This window comes from Curtobacterium flaccumfaciens UCD-AKU, from assembly GCF_000349565.1.
Classification (GTDB): Bacteria; Actinomycetota; Actinomycetes; order Actinomycetales; family Microbacteriaceae; genus Curtobacterium; species Curtobacterium poinsettiae.
Window position 1 is genome coordinate 123,482 of the sequence record NZ_KB714617.1, and the last position, 17,066, is coordinate 140,547.

Below are 17,066 nucleotides of genomic sequence, written 5' to 3' on the forward strand. Positions count from 1 at the left end.
CGATTCGTGACCACTCGGCGGAACTGAGCGGGGTGTCGTGGCCACCCGACGCAGCGGGCCGGGGCGAGTCGCACCCGGACCGGGCAAGGCCGGGCCAGACCGGGCAAGGCCGGCCCCCAGATCGAGACCGGGACCGGGACCGGGACACAGACCGGCACCTTCCGTCCGGATGTGACCGTGCCCCGCCCGGAAGAACCGGACGGGGCACGAGGCAGGGCACGAGGCGGGCGACGAATCACTCGGCGACGATCACCACAGGGTGTCGGCGCCCGACCGGATCAGGCGAACGCCTCGATCGGCGGGCAGGCGCACACCAGGTTGCGGTCGCCGTACGCCTGGTCGATGCGGCGCACCGGCGGCCAGTACTTCCGGCCGCTGATGCCCGGCAGCGGGTAGACGGCCTGCTCGCGGGTGTAGGCGTGCGCCCACTCCCCCGAGATCACCGACGAGGCGGTGTGCGGCGCGTGCACGAGCGGGTTGTCGTCCGCCGGCCACTCTCCGCGCTCGACCGCTGCGGCCTCGGCCCGGATCGCGAGCATGGCGTCGACGAAGCGGTCGAGCTCGGCGAGGTCCTCGCTCTCGGTCGGTTCGACCATGAGCGTGCCCGCGACCGGGAACGACATCGTCGGCGCGTGGAACCCGTAGTCGACCAGGCGCTTCGCGACGTCGTCGACCGTGATCCCCGTGGTGTCCCGCAGCGGTCGGAGGTCGAGGATGCACTCGTGTGCGACGAGCCCGTCGTCGCCCGTGTACAGCACCGGGAACGCCTCGCGCAGGCGGGACGCGATGTAGTTCGCCCCGAGCACGGCGGCCTCGGTCGCACGGGTGAGGCCCTCGAGCCCCATCATCCGGACGTAGGTCCACGTGATGGGCAGGATGCTCGGGCTGCCGTACGGCGCCGCGCTGACCGGCCCGCCGGCGTGCGCCAGGCGGTCGTCGGCGTCGGCCGTCGTCGCACCGGAGCGCCGGTCGGCCTGCTGCGCGAACGGGTGCCCGGGCAGGAACGGCGCCAGGTGTGCCTTCGCGGCGACGGGACCCACGCCGGGGCCGCCACCACCGTGCGGGATGCAGAAGGTCTTGTGCAGGTTGAGGTGCGACACGTCGCCGCCGAAGTCGCCGAAGCGGGCGTGCCCGAGCAGCGCGTTGAGGTTCGCGCCGTCGACGTAGACCTGGCCGCCGGCGTCGTGCACGGCGTCGCAGATCTCGCGGATGTCGTGCTCGTAGACGCCGTGGGTGGACGGGTACGTGATCATCAGCGCTGCGAGGGTGTCGGCGTTGGCGGCGACGCGGGCCCGGAGGTCCTCGAGGTCGACGTTGCCGTTCTCGTCGCAGGCCACCACGACGACCTTCATCCCGGCGAGCACCGCGGATGCGGCGTTCGTGCCGTGCGCGCTCGACGGGATCAGGCAGACCGTCCGGTCCTCGTCGCCACGAGCCTGGTGGTACCCGCGGATGGCCAGCAGCCCGGCGAGTTCGCCCTGGCTGCCGGCGTTCGGCTGCAGGGACACGGTGTCGTACCCGGTGACCTCGGCGAGCCACGACTCGAGGTCGCCGATCATGTCGAGGTACCCCTCGACGTCCTCACGCGGTGCGAACGGGTGGATGTTCGCGAACTCCGGCCAGGTCACCGCGGCCATCTCGGTCGCCGCGTTGAGCTTCATCGTGCAGCTGCCGAGCGGGATCATGCCGCGGTCGAGCGCGTAGTCCTTGTCGGACAGGTGCTTGAGGTACCGCATCATGCGGGTCTCGCTGCGGTGTGCGCTGAAGACGGGGTGCGTCAGGTAGTCGCTCTCGCGCTGCAGGGCGGACGGGAGGCCCGTGGCCGCGTCGCGCACGGCTGCTTCGGTCGCGGGGACCGTCACGTCCACCGCGCCGAGCACGCCCGCCAGCGCCACGACGTCGTCGGGCGTGGTCGTCTCGTCGACGGAGAGCTGGAAGGTGTCGGCGTCCACCGTGTGCAGCAGGTAGCCGGCGTCCTGCGCTGCCGCGACGATCGTCTCGGCGCGACCGACGGCCCGCAGGGTGAGCGTGTCGAAGTACGCGTCGTGCACGACCTCCACCCCGGCGTCGCGTGCCACGGCGGCGAGCGCACCGGTGGTCCGTGCGACCCGACCGGCGATGAACCGCAGGCCTTCGGGCCCGTGGTAGACCGCGTACATCGACGCCATCACGGCGAGCAGGACCTGCGCGGTGCAGATGTTGCTCGTCGCCTTCTCGCGGCGGATGTGCTGCTCGCGGGTCTGCAGGCTGAGGCGGTAGGCCATCTGGCCGTCGGCGTCGAAGGACACCCCGACCAGGCGACCGGGCAGCTGGCGCTCCAGGCCGGCGCGCACGGCGAGGTAGCCGGCGTGCGGGCCGCCGAAGCCGAGCGGGACGCCGAAACGCTGGCTGGTGCCGACGGCGACGTCGGCCCCCAGGTCGCCGGGGCTGGCGAGCAGGGTCATCGCGAGCAGGTCGGCGGCGACGACGGCGATGCCACCACCGGCGTGGACGCGCTCGATGACGGACGACGGGTCGACGATGCGGCCCGAGGCGCCCGGGTACTGCAGGATGACGCCGAACGCACCGTCGAGCTGCTCGTCGCTGGGGCCGTCGACGGCGTCGAACGCGCGCAGCGTGATGCCCACGGCATCGGCACGGTGGTCGAGCAACGCACGGGTCTGCGGCAGCAGGTCGGCGTCGACGAGGAACGCGTCGCCCTTGACCTTCGAGGCGCGGCGGGCGAGGAGCATGCCCTCGACCACGGCGGTGCCCTCGTCGAGCATCGAGGCGCCGGCGGTGGCCATGCCGGTCAGGTCGGACACCATGGTCTGGAAGTTGATGAGCGCTTCGAGGCGGCCCTGCGAGATCTCGGGCTGGTAGGGCGTGTACGCCGTGTACCAGCTCGGGTTCTCGAGCACGTTCCGCTGGATCACCGCGGGCGTGTGGGTGCCGTGGTAGCCGAGACCGATCATGGCGCGTCGGACGGTGTTGCGACCGGCCTTCGCGCGGAGTTCGGCGAGCGCCTCGGTCTCGCCGACTGCGGCCGGGATCACCGAGTCGGCGACGGGCCCGACGTGGATGGACTCCGGGATCGCGGCACGGACCAGGGCGTCGAGCGACGGCTGCCCGACGACGTCGAGCATCTCCTGCTGGTCGGCCGGGGTGGTGCCGATGTGGCGGTCGGCGAAGGACGTCTGGAGGTTCTCGAACGCGGTCATGCGATGGAGGCCCGGTAGGCGTCGTGGTCCATCAGGTCCTCGGGGAACGAGGTGCCGTCGACCTTGATCTTCACGAGCCAGCCGGCACCGAAGGGGTCCTGGTTGACGGTGTCTGGGGTGTCGACGACGGCGTCGTTGACCTCGACGACCTCGCCCTCGATCGGGGCGAAGAGCTCGCCGACGCTCTTGGTCGACTCGATCTCGCCGATCTGGTCGCCGGCGGTGGTGGCGGTGCCGACAGCGGGGAGTTCGACGTAGACGACGTCACCGAGCTGCTCGGCGGCGTGGTCGGTGATGCCGACGGTGACGGTGTCGCCCTCGACGAGCAGCCACTCGTGGTCGGCCGTGTACTGGAGTGCGGTCTGGTCGGTCATGGGGTCAGCCTTTCGAGGCGCGGCGGTAGAAGGGGAACGCGGAGACCGTGCTGGGGACGGCAGTCCCCCGGACGTCGATGTGGAGGACCTGTGCCCCGTCCGACGCGGCGGCGAGCGCAGCCGGGTCGACGAAGGCCATCGCGACGGGGTGACCGAGCGTCGGCGAGAGCGCGCCCGAGGTCACCGTGCCGACGACCGCACCGTCGAGCACGACGTCGTAGCCGGCCCGGGGAGCACGACGGCCCTCGGTCACCAGGCCGACGAGCACGCGGGCGTCCGCGGACGGGGTGACGCCGGCAGCACCGACGAACTCGCCGTCCTTCGCGACGACGCGGCCCAGGCCTGCCTGGGCCGGACGGACGTCGGTGCCGAGCTCGTGCCCGTACAGGGGCATGCCCGCCTCGAGCCGCAGGGTGTCGCGTGCGGCGAGCCCGGCGGGGACGACCCCGCGGTCGGCACCGGCCTCGAGCAGCGTGTCCCAGAGCACCGGGGCGGTGTCCGGGTCGGTGTAGACCTCGAAGCCGTCCTCGCCGGTGTAGCCGGTGCGCGCGACGAGCACGTCGGCGCCGTCGAACAGCGCGTGCAGCACCCGGTAGTAGCCGAGCTCGTCGAGCGGGGTCTCGGGCTGCAGGCGGTCGGCGACGACGAGGGCGTCGAGCGTGCCGGCCGCCGCGGGGCCCTGGATGGCGACGAGGGCCGTGGTGTCGGAGTCGTCGGAGACCTCGACGTCGAAGCCGTCGGCCCGGGCGGTCAGCGCGGCGACGGCGACGTCACGGTTGGAGGCGTTCGCGACGACGAGGAAGACGTCGTCGTCGGTCCGGTACACGACCAGGTCGTCGAGGATCCCGCCGTTCTCGGCGAGCAGCAGCGAGTACTTGGCGCGACCGACCGGCATCTTCCCGAAGGACCCGGCGAGCGCGTGGTCGAGGAAGGCGACGGCGTCGGTGCCGGTCACCCCGATCTCGGCCATGTGGGACAGGTCGAAGACCCCGGCGGCCTGGCGCACGGCGTGGTGCTCGGCGAGGTCCGACGAGTAGCGCACGGGCATGCGGTACCCGGCGAAGTCGGTGAAGGTCGCACCGGCGGCCTCGTGCACGGCTTCGAGCGGCGACGAACGCTGCCCCGGAGTGGGCTGTGGGGACGGACTCATGGCGGAGTTCTCCTGGCATCGGCAGGGCCCGGCGACGATCGCCGGGTGGAACTCCCCCTCTGTCATGGGCCTGAGAGTTTCACCGCGGCCCGTGAGGTCCGGCGGCTTTCACCGTGGGCGAGACGACCGAGCGTCTGCTTTTCAGAGTGGCCTGTCCGCTGCGGTGTGGGACCTGAGAGATTGACGGGGGGATTGCTCCTTCGGTGCCGTGCGCGCGCCCGAGGGCACGATGTACCCAGAGGTACTGCACGGCGTCTCCCGCGACGGATGAACGGCCGGTGTGTTCAGTTGTCCGCGTCGAGCATACCGAGGCCGCGTTTCGGGCGTGTGTCGCGAGCGAACCTTCGACATCTCGTAGAATGCGGGGATGGCCGGACAACGATCGCGCCCCCGCGGGCAGCTGGAGCAGGCGGTGCTCGACGCGCTCCGCTCCGCCGACGCCGGGCTCACCGCACGCCAGGTCCTCGACGCGTTCCCCGAGCCCCGCCCCGCGCTGACGACCGTGCTCACCGTGCTCGACCGACTCGGCCGCAAGGGCCAGGTGGAACGGGAGCAGCACGACGACGCTCCCCTGACCTTCCGCGCCGTGCACAGTCGCGACGAGCAGACCGCCTCACTGATGTCGAGTGCGCTGGCCGCCTCGACCGACCGCGAGGCCGCACTGCTGCAGTTCACCGGGTCGCTCGCCTCGGACGACCTCGAGGCCCTGCGCCGCGCCCTCGACGCCCGCGCCCGCTCCTGACCGGCCGCACACCGTGGTCGTCGCCGGCATCGCGCTCATCGTCCTCGCACTCGCGGTGGTGGTGTTCGCGCCCCGGGTCCTGACCCGTTCCGCCTGGACGATCGACCTGCCCCGCACCGCGCTGGTCTGCTGGTCCATCGCGGTCCTGCTCGGCGTCGTCGGCTTCGTGGCCGGCATTGCCCTTGTCGTGCTCGCCGACCGTCCGGTCACCGAGCTCTTCGGCGGGGACGGCTCCCCCACGCACGGCTTCAACGTGGGCGTCGCGGTGCTCGCGGTCGTCGCGTTCGTCGTCGCGGTCCGGGTCCGCCCCGGCCCCGAACACGAGGCCGTCCGGCAGGCGATGCGTTCCGGGGTCGCCCCGCACCGCGAGATCGACGGCACCCCCGTCGCCGTCGTCGAGGCGGACCACGCACTGGCGTGCGCCGTGCCGGGTCGGAGCGGTGGGGTCCTGGTCAGCACCGGCCTGGCAGACCGGTTGCGCACCGACGAACTGGAGGCCGTGGTCGCCCACGAACGCGCCCACCTGACCCAGCACCACGCGGCTGCGGTCGCGGTCGCGGAATCGATCGAGCGTGCGGTCCCGTGGGTGCCCGGTGCGCGCGCCATGGCGCGGTCGACGCGCGTGCTCGTGGAGTTCGCCGCGGACGACGCGGCGGCCCGTCGCGTCGGACGCGACGCCCTGCGCCGGGCGGTGCTGGTGGCGGACGGGAGCAGCGCGCTCGGCGCGATCCGAGCCTCCAGGCTGTCGTAGCGCCCCTGTCGGAGGCGAGGAATAGGGTGTCAGCACCGTGAAGCCACTGACCGAAGCCGACATCCGATCGTCGTTCGTGAACGCCACAGCCGACGAACTCGCACAGCTGCCCATCCCCGGCCTGCACGAGACCCTCTGGGACGAGCGCGAGTTCCTGGGGTGGCGCGACCCACAGGCCGCCCGCCGCGGGTACATCGTGTCCTGGATCGACGAGCGCCCCGTGGGCATCGTCGTCCGGTCCGCCGGTGGGTCGCTGCGCCCCGGCATCGCCGCGATGTGCTCGTTCTGCCACTCCCCGCAGCCCGCGACCCAGGTCCGGCTGTTCTCCGCCGCACGTGCTGGCGAGTCCGGCCGCAACGGCAACACCATCGGCACGTACATCTGCGAAGACCTCGGCTGCCCGATGCTCATCCGCACCGCACCGCCGCACCTGAACCCGCCGGCGACCATCGCGATGCGGGGTGCGTCCCTGCTCCAGCGCGTGCAGAACTTCACCGCGGACATCATGAAGACGGCGTGAGCCGGTTCGGCACCGCCCGCTGGGCCGTGGTCGAGGAACTCGGCGACGGACGGTGGCGACTCACCCTGCGGGACGAAGCCGACGATGAACTCGGCGCGTTCGGCCTGGGGGTCGAGGGCCCGTGGGACCCCGATGTCGAACCGCACGTCGGGTTCGTGCTCGTGCAGCTCGGCCTGACGCTGCGCGGGGCCCGGCCGTGGCGCATCGACGAGCTCGGTGATCACCGGGCGCCCGTCCTGTCGCTCGGCTGAACGAGGACGCCCGACCGGCTCACGTCCGTGCACCGAGGCCGCTCGGTCAGTCCGCGGCGACGAAGTTGCGCAGGATCTCGCGGTCGTCGTCGGCACGCATCGCCCACGCGAGCTCGCTGCGGTGGTCGCTGCCCTCGAGCGGCAGGAGCGTCACCGTGTCGGGTGCGGCGAGCGCGGCGCTCTCCGGCACCACCGTCACGCCGAGGCCCACCCCGACCAGGTGCAGCACGGTCGCCCAGGTGGTGGCCTCCTGCACGACGACGGGTCGGCGCCCACCGGCGGTGACCGGTGCCAGGTTGCGCTCGGTCGCCAGCGCTCCGGCGACCGCCGGGAAGAACACGAACGGTTCGTCGACCAGCTCGGTGCCGCGGATGCGCTCGCGGCCTGCCAGTCGGTGCCCGCGGGGCACGGCGGCGACGAAGGCCTCGGACCGGAACGGCAGCAGGCGCACGGCGGGGTCCGGGTCGGCATCGCGGACGACGGCGAGGTCGAGCTCGCCGCGGACGATCCGCGCCAGCAGCGTCGACGAGTACCCCTCGGTCAGCTCCACCCGGACCAGGGGATAGCGCTCCCGGAACGACTGCACCCGTTCGATCGGCCCGAGGGGCAGCGCGGAGACCACGAACCCGACGTCGAGCCGACCGACCTCGCCCCGACCGACCCGGACCGTCTCGTCGAGGTCGCGCCGCACCTGCCCGAGCAACGACCGCGCACGGCCCTGCAGCGCCCGGCCGGCGGCGGTCAGGGCGACGCTGCGGCTGGTCCGGACGAACAGGTCGACCCCGAGCGCGCGCTCGGTCCGCCGGATCTGCTGGGACAGTGCGGGCTGGGCCATCCGCAGCTGTCCGGCTGCTCGGCCGAAGTGCAGTTCGTCGGCGACGGCCAGGAAGGCCCGCAGGTGACGGAGGTCGACGTCCGGTTCTCGATCCATGCACACAGGCTATCAATCAGCGCGAACGAGTATTGGACGTGACTGCATCGCCGCTCGAGGATGGATGTATGCCCGAAGCGACCTCCACCGTCACCATCGCCGACCTCGCCACCCCCGCCGACGCCGAGGCGTTCCGCACGCTCAACGAGGCCTGGATCACCCGGTACTTCACCCTCGAGGACGAGGACCGGGTGTTCCTCTCCGACCCCGTCGGCCGCGTCGTCGAGCAGGGCGGTGCCGTCCTGGTCGCTCGTCTCGACGACCAGGTCGTCGGGTGCATCGGGGTCGTGCCCACCACCCCCGGCGTGTTCGAACTCGTGAAGATGGCCGTCTCCCCCGACCACCAGGGGCACGGCATCGGGCGGAAGCTCATCACCGCGGCACTCGACCGGGCCCGCGAGCTCGGAGCGCACCGCATCGACCTGGAGAGCAACGCGCAGCTCACCAGCGCCGTGCACCTGTACGAGGCGTTCGGCTTCCGGCACCTGCGCGAGGATGAGATCGCCCCGAGCCCGTACGTGCGGGCCGACGTGCACATGACGCTCGACCTGCACTGACGTTGCACCAACACCGACCTGCACGGACGGCGGCCTGGTCCCGGTACGCTCACGGCATGGCGACGTACGAGGTGCAGGCGGTCCGCGAGGCTGGCGCGTGGCAGGTGTTCATCGACGGCTTCATGGTGACCGAGGTCTCCCGGTGGCCGTCCGTCGGGTTCGTCGCCCGCGAGCTCCTCGCGATGGACCGCGACGACGACCTGCGCATCCGCGTCGTCGGCCGCAACCAGTACGTGGCCTGACCCCGGCGGGCTCGAGTGAGCAGAAGACATCGAGTGCGTGGCGCCGACCCGACGTCTCGTGTTCACTCGGTGCTGTGTAGCCGGCAACGACGCCGTTCCACCGCTCACGCGACGTGCCAGACCAGCCCCTCCTGTGCGCTCGACGGGTACGCCGACGCGATCCGGAACACGGCCTCGCGCAGGGTCGCCGGAGAACAGGCCAGGTTGAGCCGGACGAACCCCCGCCCTTCGGACCCGAACCCCAGCCCGGAGTTCAGCGCGACGTACGCGTTCTCGCGCAGCGGCACCGCGGGGTCGTCGCCGAGGCCGATCCCGCGGAAGTCGAGCCACGCCAGGTACCCGGCGCGCGGCCTCGTGTAGACCACGCCGGGCAGGTGTTCGGCGAGGAGCTTGGCGAGCAGTCGGTCGTTCGCCACGATGCGCGCCACGACGTCGTCGAGCCAGTCCGTCGCCAGGGTGAACGCCGCCAGGTTCGCGTGCAGCCCGAGGATGCTTGTACGGCAGGCGACCTCCTCCCACAGGGTGTCGAGGAGCGCGGCGGTCCGGGGATCGCCGGCGACGATGACCGAACACTTCACGCCGGCGAGGTTCCAGCCCTTGCTCGCCGAGGTCACGCACACGCTCCGGGCTCCGACGGGCTCGGCGACGGCGGCGAACGGGGTGAACTGCACGCCGGGGTGGGTCAGGGGTGCGTGGATCTCGTCGCTGATGACGAGGACGTCGTACTTCGCGGCCAGGTCGGCGATCGCGACGAGGTCGGCCCGGTCGTGCACGAGCCCGACGGGGTTGTGCGGGTTGCAGAGCAGGAACACGCCGACCCCGTCGGCGAACGTCCGCTCGAGGCCCTCGAGGTCGAGCCGGTACTGCCCCCACTGCTCGAGCAGCGGGACCTCCTCGACCTGACATCGAGCTTCTTCGACGAGCTCGAAGAACGGCGGGTACACCGGCGGGGTGATCGCGACGCGGCCGCCGTCGGGCAGCGCGAGCCGGAGCGACTCGACGATCCCGACACTGACGTCGGTGGCCAGGTGGATCCGCGACGGGTCGATCTGCCAGCCCCAGCGGTCCAGCGCGAACTGCGCAAAGGCCGGTGCGAGCGGCCCGGGGCCGTCGAGGTACCCGAGGTCGGACTGCGAGACCCGTTCGATCAGGGCCTGGCGGATCGCCGGCGCGACGTCGTGGTCCATCTCGGCGACGAACAGGGGCAGCACGTCGGGCGCGTACCGCGTCCACTTGATGCTCGTCCGGACCCCGCGGAGCGTGCCGACCGGGTCCTGCTCGTCGCTCGCCATGCGTCCCAGCATGCCCCTGCCCGGAGGCCCGGCGCGACTCCCGACGTCATCCCACGTCGTCTTCGGACAGGCACACGGCCGGGGGCCGCCCCGTCGGCCTACGCTCGGCGACATGAGCACGAGTACCGCCGACAAGGCCGTCACCCTCAAGCAGCTGCACGAAGCCCCCGAGATCCTGCGCGTCGTGAACGTGTGGGACGCGATCACCGCGAAGGTCGTCAGCGACCTGCCCGGCACGAAGGCGATCGCGACCGCCGGTCACTCGATCGCCGCGTCGTACGGGTACGAGGACGGCGGCATGCCCCTCGACCTCGCCCTGTCGGGTGCCGCGATCGTGGCCGCCGCGACGGACCTGCCGGTCACCGCGGACCTGGACGACGGGTACCAGGACCCCGCCGAGACGATCCGCCGCGCCATCGGCTCGGGCATCGTGGGCGCCAACGTCGAGGACCGGCTGCGTCCCTTCGACGAGGCGGTCGCCCGCGTCGCCGCGATCACCGCAGCGGCGCAGGCCGAGGGTGTCGACTTCCAGCTGAACGCCCGCACCGACGCGATCGCCCGCGGCGGCGAGCGCCCGATCGACGAGAGCATCGAGGACGCGATCGCCCGCGGCAAGGCGTTCCTGGACAACGGCGCCGCCCTGGTCTTCGTGCCCGGGGCCATCGATCGTTCCGTGGTCGAGCGGCTCGTCGCCGGTCTCGGTCGCGGCAAGCTCTCGGTCATCGGCCTGCCCGGCGCCCTGCCCGCCGCCGAGTACGAGGCGCTCGGCGTCGCCCGCATCTCCTACGGCCCGCTCACGCAGCGGGTCGCGCTGCGCGCGCTCCGCGACCTGGCGACCGACCTGTACGCCGACGGCGTCGTGCCGGAGGACACCCCGACCCTGAACTGACGGAGCAGACGGACGGGAGGCCCGTGGCAGTGTCGCCACGGGCCTCCCGTCCGTCCCGTGGTCGCGTCACCCCGCCCGCACCCATGCGCACGTCGTTGCGATCCGGGGCACGTGTGCCGACCCAGGGCATGCGAACCCGGGCTGGCGGGGCATGCTCCTGCCGCTACTGTCGTGCCATGCCGGTCGACGTCGAAGCCCTGCTCACCCCGCCATCCCCCGTCGCTGCGCGCGCACTGGACGTCGTGCGGGCATGGTCCGAACCGGCTCTCGTCAACCACTGCCTGCGGTCGTGGGCATGGGCTGTCCTGCTCGCCCCGACGGTCGACCTCGAACCGGACCCCGAGCTGCTCTTCGTCGCGACGATGCTCCACGACCTCGGCATGACTCCGTTGTTCGACGCCCACCGGGTGCCCTTCGAGGACGCCGGCGGCGCGGTCGGATCGGTCTTCGCGCTCGGCGCCGGGTGGGACGCCGTGCGAGCCCGTCGGGTCAGGGAGATCATCGAGCGGCACATGTGGCGGTCCGTCGACCCGGAGCTCGACGCCGAGGGACACCTGCTCGAGGTCGCGACCTCGCTCGACGTCTCCGGCGTGGGCTTCGACAGGTGGTCGTCGGACGACCTGCGGGACGTCACGGCCGCGCTGCCCCGTCTGGACTTCTCGGCGACGTTCGACGGGCTGATCCGCGAGCAGGCTTCGCGCAAGCCATCCTCGGCCGCGGCCCGACTGGACGGCTCGGGCAACGTGGCCGCCGGCGGAGACCGCTGGGCCACGTTCCTGGCGTCCTGACGCTCGGTCCGGTCGCTCGCTGGACTTCTCGGCAGGGTGGGCGTATAGTTTCTGGTTGGTGCACTGCAGCGAACCCATCTGACTCGCGCACACCACCCTCTCGACACCGACTCACCCGAGTCGCATTCCACTCGAGACACCGCTCGATCCGAACGGACGAGCTGCACGTTGAAACTCGACGTGCGCGCCCGCACTCGATGCGTCGCGCTGGACTGAGACGTCCGCCGACACCGAGTCGCCCTGGCGCCGAATGACCAGGAAGTACAGCACCATGACCAGCAACGAACGAATCACCGTGTTCGGGACCGCACTCGCGGCCCCGACGATCACCCCCGACCGCATCGCCGAGTTCCCGGTGCGCGACGACCGCTCGCAGCGCGAGTACCTCGTCCGCATCGCAGCCGACGACCTGGGGACCTTCGTCACCCGGGGCACCCGGCTCGACGCCGTCGGCGAGGCCGGCTGGACCGTCCCGGGCCGCTCCTGGGCGGGCGAGGCCAGCCGCACCCTGCTGCAGGCACAGTCCGTGCAGGCGGGCGAGATGGCCCTCGCAGCCTAGGTCCGACCAGCACCACCACGAAGCGCCGCCGAGTCTGCTCGGCGGCGCTTCGTCGTTCCCGGTGCTCGTCTAGAGTCGAGAGCTGTATGGGAGGTCGCCATGCGGATCGAACGTGCTGCGGAGTTGATCCGCGCTGCCCGCGAAGACCTCGGCCTCTCGCAGACCGGTCTCGCTGCCGCCGCCGGCATGCAGCAGCCCACCATCTCGGCGTACGAGAGCGGACGGAAGCGGCCACGCGAGGAGTCGCTCCGGCGGATCCTCGACGAGGCGCACACCCGCCCGAGCATCCCACTCGCCGTCTACGCCGACGCGATCCTCGACGAGGCGAAGCGCTTCCACCTCGACGACGTTCGCGTCTTCGGCTCCGCGGTGCGCGGGCAGGACACGGAACACAGTGACATCGACCTGCTGGTCCACCTGACCCCCACAGCATCGCTGTTCGATCTCGGTGGGTTCGCGCACGAGGTCGAGCGCATCACCGGTTTCGAGGTCGACGTCCTCACCGACGACCTACCCGGTCGGATGCCGGGGCCGTCCGTCGGCTTCACTCGTACCCGTCGAAGCGGTAGCTGATCTGCGGGTCGTACAGCGGCAAGCCCAGGTCGACCACCGCAGAGATGACGACGTTCCACTGCTCCGAGTCCATGCCGTAACAGGTCGTGGTCACCATCTGCGGGCTGTAGCTCACATCGATCGCACCGCGGTTCCCCGGCCCGGCGAGCATCGTCTGGTCGGCACCGTCCGCGCGGGTCTTCTCGACGGCCCAGTGCGGAAAGGCGGCGATGAGGGCGGCCTCGACAGCCTCGTGGTCGAGGGCCTCGAGTCCGGAGACGTGCTCACCGTCCACCAGGCGCTCGTACACCTGCGCGGAATCGAGTCGCTCGCTCGTGCGCCAGAAGGCGAACTGTTGGCTCATGTGCCCCTCGGTCTAGTTGTTGAAGCGGAACTCCACCACGTCGCCGTCCTGCATGACGTAGTCCTTGCCCTCGATGCGGGCCTTGCCGGCAGCGCGGGCCTCGGCGATCGAGCCGGTCGCGACCAGGTCGTCGAACGAGATGACCTCGGCCTTGATGAAGCCCTTCTCGAAGTCGGTGTGGATGACGCCGGCAGCCTGGGGAGCCTTCCACCCCTTGCCGATCGTCCACGCACGGGCTTCCTTCGGACCGGCCGTCAGGTAGGTCTGCAGCCCGAGGGTGTCGAACCCGATGCGGGCGAGCTGGTCGAGGCCCGACTCGGTCTGCCCGGTCGACTCGAGCAGTTCGGCGGCGTCGGCGGGGTCGAGGTCGATGAGCTCCGACTCGACCTGGGCGTCGAGGAAGACAGCCTGGGCGGGGGCCACCAGCGCGGCCAGTTCGGCCTTGCGGGACTCGTCGGTCAGGATCGCCTCGTCGACGTTGAAGACGAAGATGAAGGGCTTGGCGCTGAGCAGCCCGAGCTCGGCGATCGGCGACAGGTCGATCTTCGTGGCGGACAGCAGCGTGCCCTGCTCGAGCGCGGCACGGGCCTCGCGAGCGGTCTCGAGCACGACCGGCTCGGCCTGCTTGAGCTTGAGCATCTTCTCGTACCGCGGGAGCGCCTTGTCGATGGTCTCCATGTCGGCGAGGATCAGCTCGGTGTTGATGACCTCGAGGTCGTCCTTCGGGGAGACCTTGTTCGCGACGTGCACGACGTCGTCGTCGGTGAAGCCACGGACGACCTGCGCGATGGCGTCGGCCTCGCGGATGTTGGCGAGGAACTTGTTGCCCAGCCCTTCGCCCTCGCTCGCGCCCTTGACGATGCCCGCGATGTCGACGAACGACACCGGCGCCGGCACGGTCTTCTCCGAGTGGAAGAGCTCGGCGAGCTGGTCGAGCCGCGAGTCGGGCAGGTTCACCACCCCGACGTTCGGCTCGATCGTCGCGAACGGGTAGTTCGCGGCGAGGACCTGGTTCTTGGTCAGGGCGTTGAACAGGGTCGACTTGCCGACGTTCGGGAGACCGACGATTCCGATGGTGAGAGCCACGGAAGAAGAGCCTACCGGCGGCGGCCTGTCGGAGCCGACCCGGGCCTCCAGTCCGTCCGTCAGGCCAGCGGACGTGACCCAGCCATACGGGGCCGCAGGGCCGTGATGCGGCGCTCGACGACGTCGAAGACGTCGGCCTGCAGCCGCTGCGAGAGCCGCCAGTCGCCAGGCACCTGCAGCGAGTGGTCGGCACGGTCAACGGTCTGGAGGCGCGCAGCCGTCCCCGAGACACGGTCGGGCCGCCACATGGTGTCGGCTCCACCCCCGATCGCGTCGTGCGCGTCAGTCGCGGCGGCGAGCGCCGTGGCCACATCGTCGTGCGTGAGCACCGGAGTGAGCCAGACCCCGGGCACCTCGTTGCGGATCGCCCAGGGCAGGGCGAAGCAGCCGAACGACTTCGCGACGACGAGGTCGGGCAGCCGGTCCCCCAGCGCCGCGGCGACAGCGGCCTCGACGAAGCCGACCGGATCGGCTCCGGCAGCGTCGTCGACCTGCCATCGTGGCGCGATGACCTCGCACCCCGCAGCGAGCGCGATCTCGCTCGTCCACCAGAGCAGCGGCGCCTGCTGCCCGTAGCCGGTCCCGGCGAGCACCAGGACGAGCGGACGTCGGTCGGCGTCGTTCCCCATGCGCTGAGAGTAGCCACACGCAACGCCGAGGGGAACGGACGGCGATGTCGGAACCCCGTGCGACGATCGGGACCGTGCCGTTGAACTTCACCGCGATCGACTTCGAGACCGCCAACAGCTCGCCCGCCAGCGCCTGCTCCGTCGGGCTGGTGAAGGTCCGCGCCGGCCGGGTCGTCGATCGGGCGTCGTGGTTCATCCGCCCGCCGTTCGGGCACGACGCGTTCCTCGAGTGGAACACCCGCATCCACGGCATCGTCGCCGAGGACGTCGCGCGCGCCAAGACGTGGGAGCAGCAGTACCCCGACCTGGTGGCCTTCGCCGAGGGCGACGTCCTGGTGGCGCACAACGCCCGCTTCGACATGGGCGTCATCGCCGGTGGGTGCTCCGCGACGGGGATCGACCTGGCCGAGCACCACTCGCTGTGCTCCCTGGCGGTCGCCCGCAAGACCTACACGCTCGACTCCTACCGCCTGCCGGTCGCCGCGATGGCCGCCGGGTTCGAGGGGTTCCAGCACCACGACGCCGCTGCCGACGCCGAGGCCTGCGCTGCGATCGTGGTGCACGCCGCCGGGCACCACGGTGTCGAGACGGTCGAGGCACTCGGCGCGGTCACCCGGGTGACGATCGCCCCGGTCCGTGCTCGTGCCGAGAAGCCGAAGGCCGCGAACCAGCCGCGGCTGTCGAACCGACCGATGGTCTTCGCCGACTGACGGGGTTCGCCGACTGGCGCAACGCCCGTTGCGCTCGGCCGGGGTGCCACATCCCCAGTGGTATTGTCACGACAATGCCGTCGGCACCGTCGCCGGCATCTCCGCACGTGTGAAGGACCGCGATGACCAACGAAGGCCAGCTGCCGTCCGACCTGTTCATGGACCTGGACCGGTCGGGTCCCATGCCCCTCTACTTCCAGGTTGCCTCGCGCATCGAGGAGTCGATCCGCTCCGGCGCGATGCCGCCAGGGGCCCGGCTCGAGAACGAGATCGCCCTCGGTGAGCGTCTGGGCCTGTCGCGGCCGACGATCCGTCGTGCGATCCAGGACCTCGTCGACAAGGGTCTGCTGGTGCGCCGCCGCGGCATCGGGACCCAGGTCGTGCACGGCCCGGTCACGCGCAAGGTCGAGCTGACCAGCCTGTACGACGACCTGGCCCAGGGTGCGCAGGCTCCGGCGACGAAGCTGCTGCAGCGCGACGACGTCCCCGCTCCCGACGACGTGGCCGCAGCGCTGAGCGTCGAGCCGGGCACGATCGTCGCGCACATCCGACGGGTGCGGTTCGCCGAGGACGTCCCGATGGCGATCCTCGAGAACTACCTGCCGCCGGAGTTCCTCGACCTGACGGACGATGACCTGCAGGCGCACGGGCTGTACCAGCTGCTCCGCGGCCGGGGCGTCACGATGCGGGTGGCCAAGCAGCGGATCGGCGCCCGGGCGGTCACCGACGAAGAGGCCGGTCTGCTCGAGATCGAGGACGGCGACCCGGTGCTCACGATGAGCCGTACCGCGTACGACGCCTCGGGCCGGGCGGTCGAGTACGGCGTGCACTGCTACCGCCCCGACCGGTACTCGTTCGAGGTCACGCTCGTCGACAAGTAGGTCGCTCGTCGAGCGGTCACGACTCGCTGTCGGCAGTGCGCCGAGTGGTCACGAACTGTCGCCCGGACGCCCGGCAACCGACACTTCGTGACCACCCGACGGAACTGAGCGGGGTGTCGTGACCGCGCCGCCCCCGCACGGCCTCAACCGAGCGCGGGCACCCCGAGCTCGCCCGTCACGTACTGGGCCCGTCCGAAGCCGAACGACCAGTCCTGCGGCCCGTTCTCGACGTAGCCGATGAAGACGTCCTCGGACGCGACGCCGATCGCCGCGAGGGCGTCGTGGATCGCCCGGTACAGTGACGCCTTCGCCTCGTCGGTCCGTCCGCGCTGCGTGAACACCTGGATCATCACGACACCCTCGGTGCGCTCGAACCCCAGACCGGCGTCCTCGGCGATGATCTGCTGCGCCGGGTGCTCGGTGATCACCTGGAACCGGTCTCGCACCGGGATCCCGTACACGTCGACGATGGCCTGGTGGATGGCGTCGGCGATGCCACGGACGGCCTCGGGCGTGCGGCCGGTGGTGAGGTCGATTCGGACGAGCGGCATGGTGCCTCCTGGTTGCTCGGACTTTGTCCTCACATACTAACAAGGGA

The 17,066-nt window shown here is 71.4% G+C and carries 21 protein-coding genes and 1 riboswitch; of the genes, 12 read left to right on the top strand and 9 right to left on the bottom strand.

Going from position 1 to position 17,066, the window contains the following annotated elements; genetic code table 11:
* Positions 1 to 278 precede the first annotated feature (278 nt).
* Genes gcvP through gcvT form a run of 3 tightly spaced genes read right to left on the bottom strand, consistent with a single transcriptional unit; the run spans position 279 to position 4,724 of the window.
* On the bottom strand, positions 279 to 3,200 hold the full coding sequence (gene gcvP, locus H489_RS28035; protein ID WP_017887078.1) for an aminomethyl-transferring glycine dehydrogenase: 2,922 nt from the start codon (positions 3,198 to 3,200) through the stop codon (positions 279 to 281).
* A complete protein-coding gene (gene gcvH, locus H489_RS28040; protein ID WP_017887079.1) occupies positions 3,197 to 3,574 on the bottom strand; it encodes a glycine cleavage system protein GcvH in 378 nt (125 codons plus the stop codon). Before gcvH ends, gcvP begins: the two co-directional genes overlap by 4 nt.
* Positions 3,575 to 3,578: 4 nt before the next feature.
* The gene (gene gcvT / locus H489_RS28045; protein WP_031259689.1) at positions 3,579 to 4,724 is read right to left on the bottom strand and encodes a glycine cleavage system aminomethyltransferase GcvT; all 1,146 of its coding nucleotides are present in this window, start codon (positions 4,722 to 4,724) and stop codon (positions 3,579 to 3,581) included.
* A 151-nt stretch (positions 4,725 to 4,875) separates the two neighbouring features.
* Positions 4,876 to 4,995: riboswitch (glycine riboswitch) on the bottom strand.
* Between the two features lie 96 nt (positions 4,996 to 5,091).
* On the opposite strand from gcvT, the gene H489_RS28050 reads away from it, so the two are divergent.
* Genes H489_RS28050 through H489_RS28065 form a run of 4 tightly spaced genes read left to right on the top strand, consistent with a single transcriptional unit; the run spans position 5,092 to position 6,988 of the window.
* Positions 5,092 to 5,466: a BlaI/MecI/CopY family transcriptional regulator gene (locus H489_RS28050; RefSeq protein WP_031259691.1), complete on the top strand. Its 375-nt coding sequence runs from the start codon at positions 5,092 to 5,094 to the stop codon at positions 5,464 to 5,466.
* A 13-nt stretch (positions 5,467 to 5,479) separates the two neighbouring features.
* On the top strand, positions 5,480 to 6,217 hold the full coding sequence (locus tag H489_RS28055; RefSeq protein WP_017887082.1) for a M48 family metalloprotease: 738 nt from the start codon (positions 5,480 to 5,482) through the stop codon (positions 6,215 to 6,217).
* A 37-nt stretch (positions 6,218 to 6,254) separates the two neighbouring features.
* Positions 6,255 to 6,737, top strand: coding sequence for an FBP domain-containing protein (locus H489_RS28060; RefSeq protein WP_017887083.1), 483 nt, complete (start codon positions 6,255 to 6,257; stop codon positions 6,735 to 6,737).
* Positions 6,734 to 6,988 (top strand): hypothetical protein, encoded by a 255-nt coding sequence (locus H489_RS28065; protein ID WP_017887084.1) that lies wholly within the window; start codon positions 6,734 to 6,736, stop codon positions 6,986 to 6,988. Before H489_RS28060 ends, H489_RS28065 begins: the two co-directional genes overlap by 4 nt.
* A 46-nt stretch (positions 6,989 to 7,034) precedes the next feature.
* Here H489_RS28065 and H489_RS28070 read toward each other — a convergent pair whose 3' ends face one another.
* Positions 7,035 to 7,919, bottom strand: coding sequence for a LysR substrate-binding domain-containing protein (locus H489_RS28070; RefSeq protein WP_017887085.1), 885 nt, complete (start codon positions 7,917 to 7,919; stop codon positions 7,035 to 7,037).
* 68 nt (positions 7,920 to 7,987) lie between these two features.
* Here H489_RS28070 and H489_RS28075 point away from each other — a divergent pair, with 68 nt between their 5' ends.
* Positions 7,988 to 8,476 carry a GNAT family N-acetyltransferase gene (locus tag H489_RS28075; protein WP_017887086.1) on the top strand — a complete coding sequence of 163 codons (489 nt, stop codon included), beginning with the start codon at positions 7,988 to 7,990 and terminating at the stop codon, positions 8,474 to 8,476.
* Between the two features lie 56 nt (positions 8,477 to 8,532).
* Complete coding sequence (locus tag H489_RS28080; protein WP_017887087.1) at positions 8,533 to 8,718, top strand: hypothetical protein; 186 nt, start codon at positions 8,533 to 8,535, stop codon at positions 8,716 to 8,718.
* Positions 8,719 to 8,822: 104 nt separating this feature from the next.
* Here H489_RS28080 and H489_RS28085 read toward each other — a convergent pair whose 3' ends face one another.
* Positions 8,823 to 10,010, bottom strand: coding sequence for a MalY/PatB family protein (locus tag H489_RS28085; protein ID WP_040419655.1), 1,188 nt, complete (start codon positions 10,008 to 10,010; stop codon positions 8,823 to 8,825).
* Between the two features lie 112 nt (positions 10,011 to 10,122).
* On the opposite strand from H489_RS28085, the gene H489_RS28090 reads away from it, so the two are divergent.
* The 4 genes from H489_RS28090 to H489_RS28105 all read left to right on the top strand — a co-directional run bounded on the left by H489_RS28090 (position 10,123) and on the right by H489_RS28105 (position 12,819).
* A complete protein-coding gene (locus H489_RS28090; RefSeq protein WP_017887089.1) occupies positions 10,123 to 10,899 on the top strand; it encodes an isocitrate lyase/PEP mutase family protein in 777 nt (258 codons plus the stop codon).
* Between the two features lie 176 nt (positions 10,900 to 11,075).
* The gene (locus tag H489_RS28095; RefSeq protein ID WP_017887090.1) at positions 11,076 to 11,687 is read left to right on the top strand and encodes an HD domain-containing protein; all 612 of its coding nucleotides are present in this window, start codon (positions 11,076 to 11,078) and stop codon (positions 11,685 to 11,687) included.
* 271 nt (positions 11,688 to 11,958) lie between these two features.
* Positions 11,959 to 12,246 (top strand): hypothetical protein, encoded by a 288-nt coding sequence (locus H489_RS28100; protein WP_017887091.1) that lies wholly within the window; start codon positions 11,959 to 11,961, stop codon positions 12,244 to 12,246.
* Between the two features lie 99 nt (positions 12,247 to 12,345).
* Positions 12,346 to 12,819 (top strand): helix-turn-helix domain-containing protein, encoded by a 474-nt coding sequence (locus H489_RS28105; RefSeq protein WP_017887092.1) that lies wholly within the window; start codon positions 12,346 to 12,348, stop codon positions 12,817 to 12,819.
* On the opposite strand, the gene H489_RS36840 is transcribed toward H489_RS28105, so the two are convergent.
* The 3 genes from H489_RS36840 to H489_RS28115 are packed head-to-tail and all read right to left on the bottom strand — an operon-like array spanning position 12,791 to position 14,877.
* On the bottom strand, positions 12,791 to 13,162 hold the full coding sequence (locus tag H489_RS36840; protein ID WP_017887093.1) for a hypothetical protein: 372 nt from the start codon (positions 13,160 to 13,162) through the stop codon (positions 12,791 to 12,793). The two genes, H489_RS28105 and H489_RS36840, sit on opposite strands and share 29 nt — an antisense overlap.
* A gap of 12 nt (positions 13,163 to 13,174) precedes the next feature.
* On the bottom strand, positions 13,175 to 14,248 hold the full coding sequence (gene ychF, locus H489_RS28110; protein WP_017887094.1) for a redox-regulated ATPase YchF: 1,074 nt from the start codon (positions 14,246 to 14,248) through the stop codon (positions 13,175 to 13,177).
* A gap of 59 nt (positions 14,249 to 14,307) precedes the next feature.
* A complete protein-coding gene (locus H489_RS28115; protein ID WP_017887095.1) occupies positions 14,308 to 14,877 on the bottom strand; it encodes a hypothetical protein in 570 nt (189 codons plus the stop codon).
* A gap of 44 nt (positions 14,878 to 14,921) precedes the next feature.
* Here H489_RS28115 and H489_RS28120 point away from each other — a divergent pair, with 44 nt between their 5' ends.
* Both H489_RS28120 and H489_RS28125 read left to right on the top strand, forming a co-directional pair.
* Complete coding sequence (locus tag H489_RS28120) at positions 14,922 to 15,587, top strand: exonuclease domain-containing protein (RefSeq protein WP_017887096.1); 666 nt, start codon at positions 14,922 to 14,924, stop codon at positions 15,585 to 15,587.
* Between the two features lie 122 nt (positions 15,588 to 15,709).
* Positions 15,710 to 16,468 carry a GntR family transcriptional regulator gene (locus tag H489_RS28125; protein WP_017887097.1) on the top strand — a complete coding sequence of 253 codons (759 nt, stop codon included), beginning with the start codon at positions 15,710 to 15,712 and terminating at the stop codon, positions 16,466 to 16,468.
* A gap of 143 nt (positions 16,469 to 16,611) precedes the next feature.
* On the opposite strand, the gene H489_RS28130 is transcribed toward H489_RS28125, so the two are convergent.
* Positions 16,612 to 17,019: a tautomerase family protein gene (locus H489_RS28130; RefSeq protein WP_017887098.1), complete on the bottom strand. Its 408-nt coding sequence runs from the start codon at positions 17,017 to 17,019 to the stop codon at positions 16,612 to 16,614.
* Positions 17,020 to 17,066: the final 47 nt, after the last annotated feature.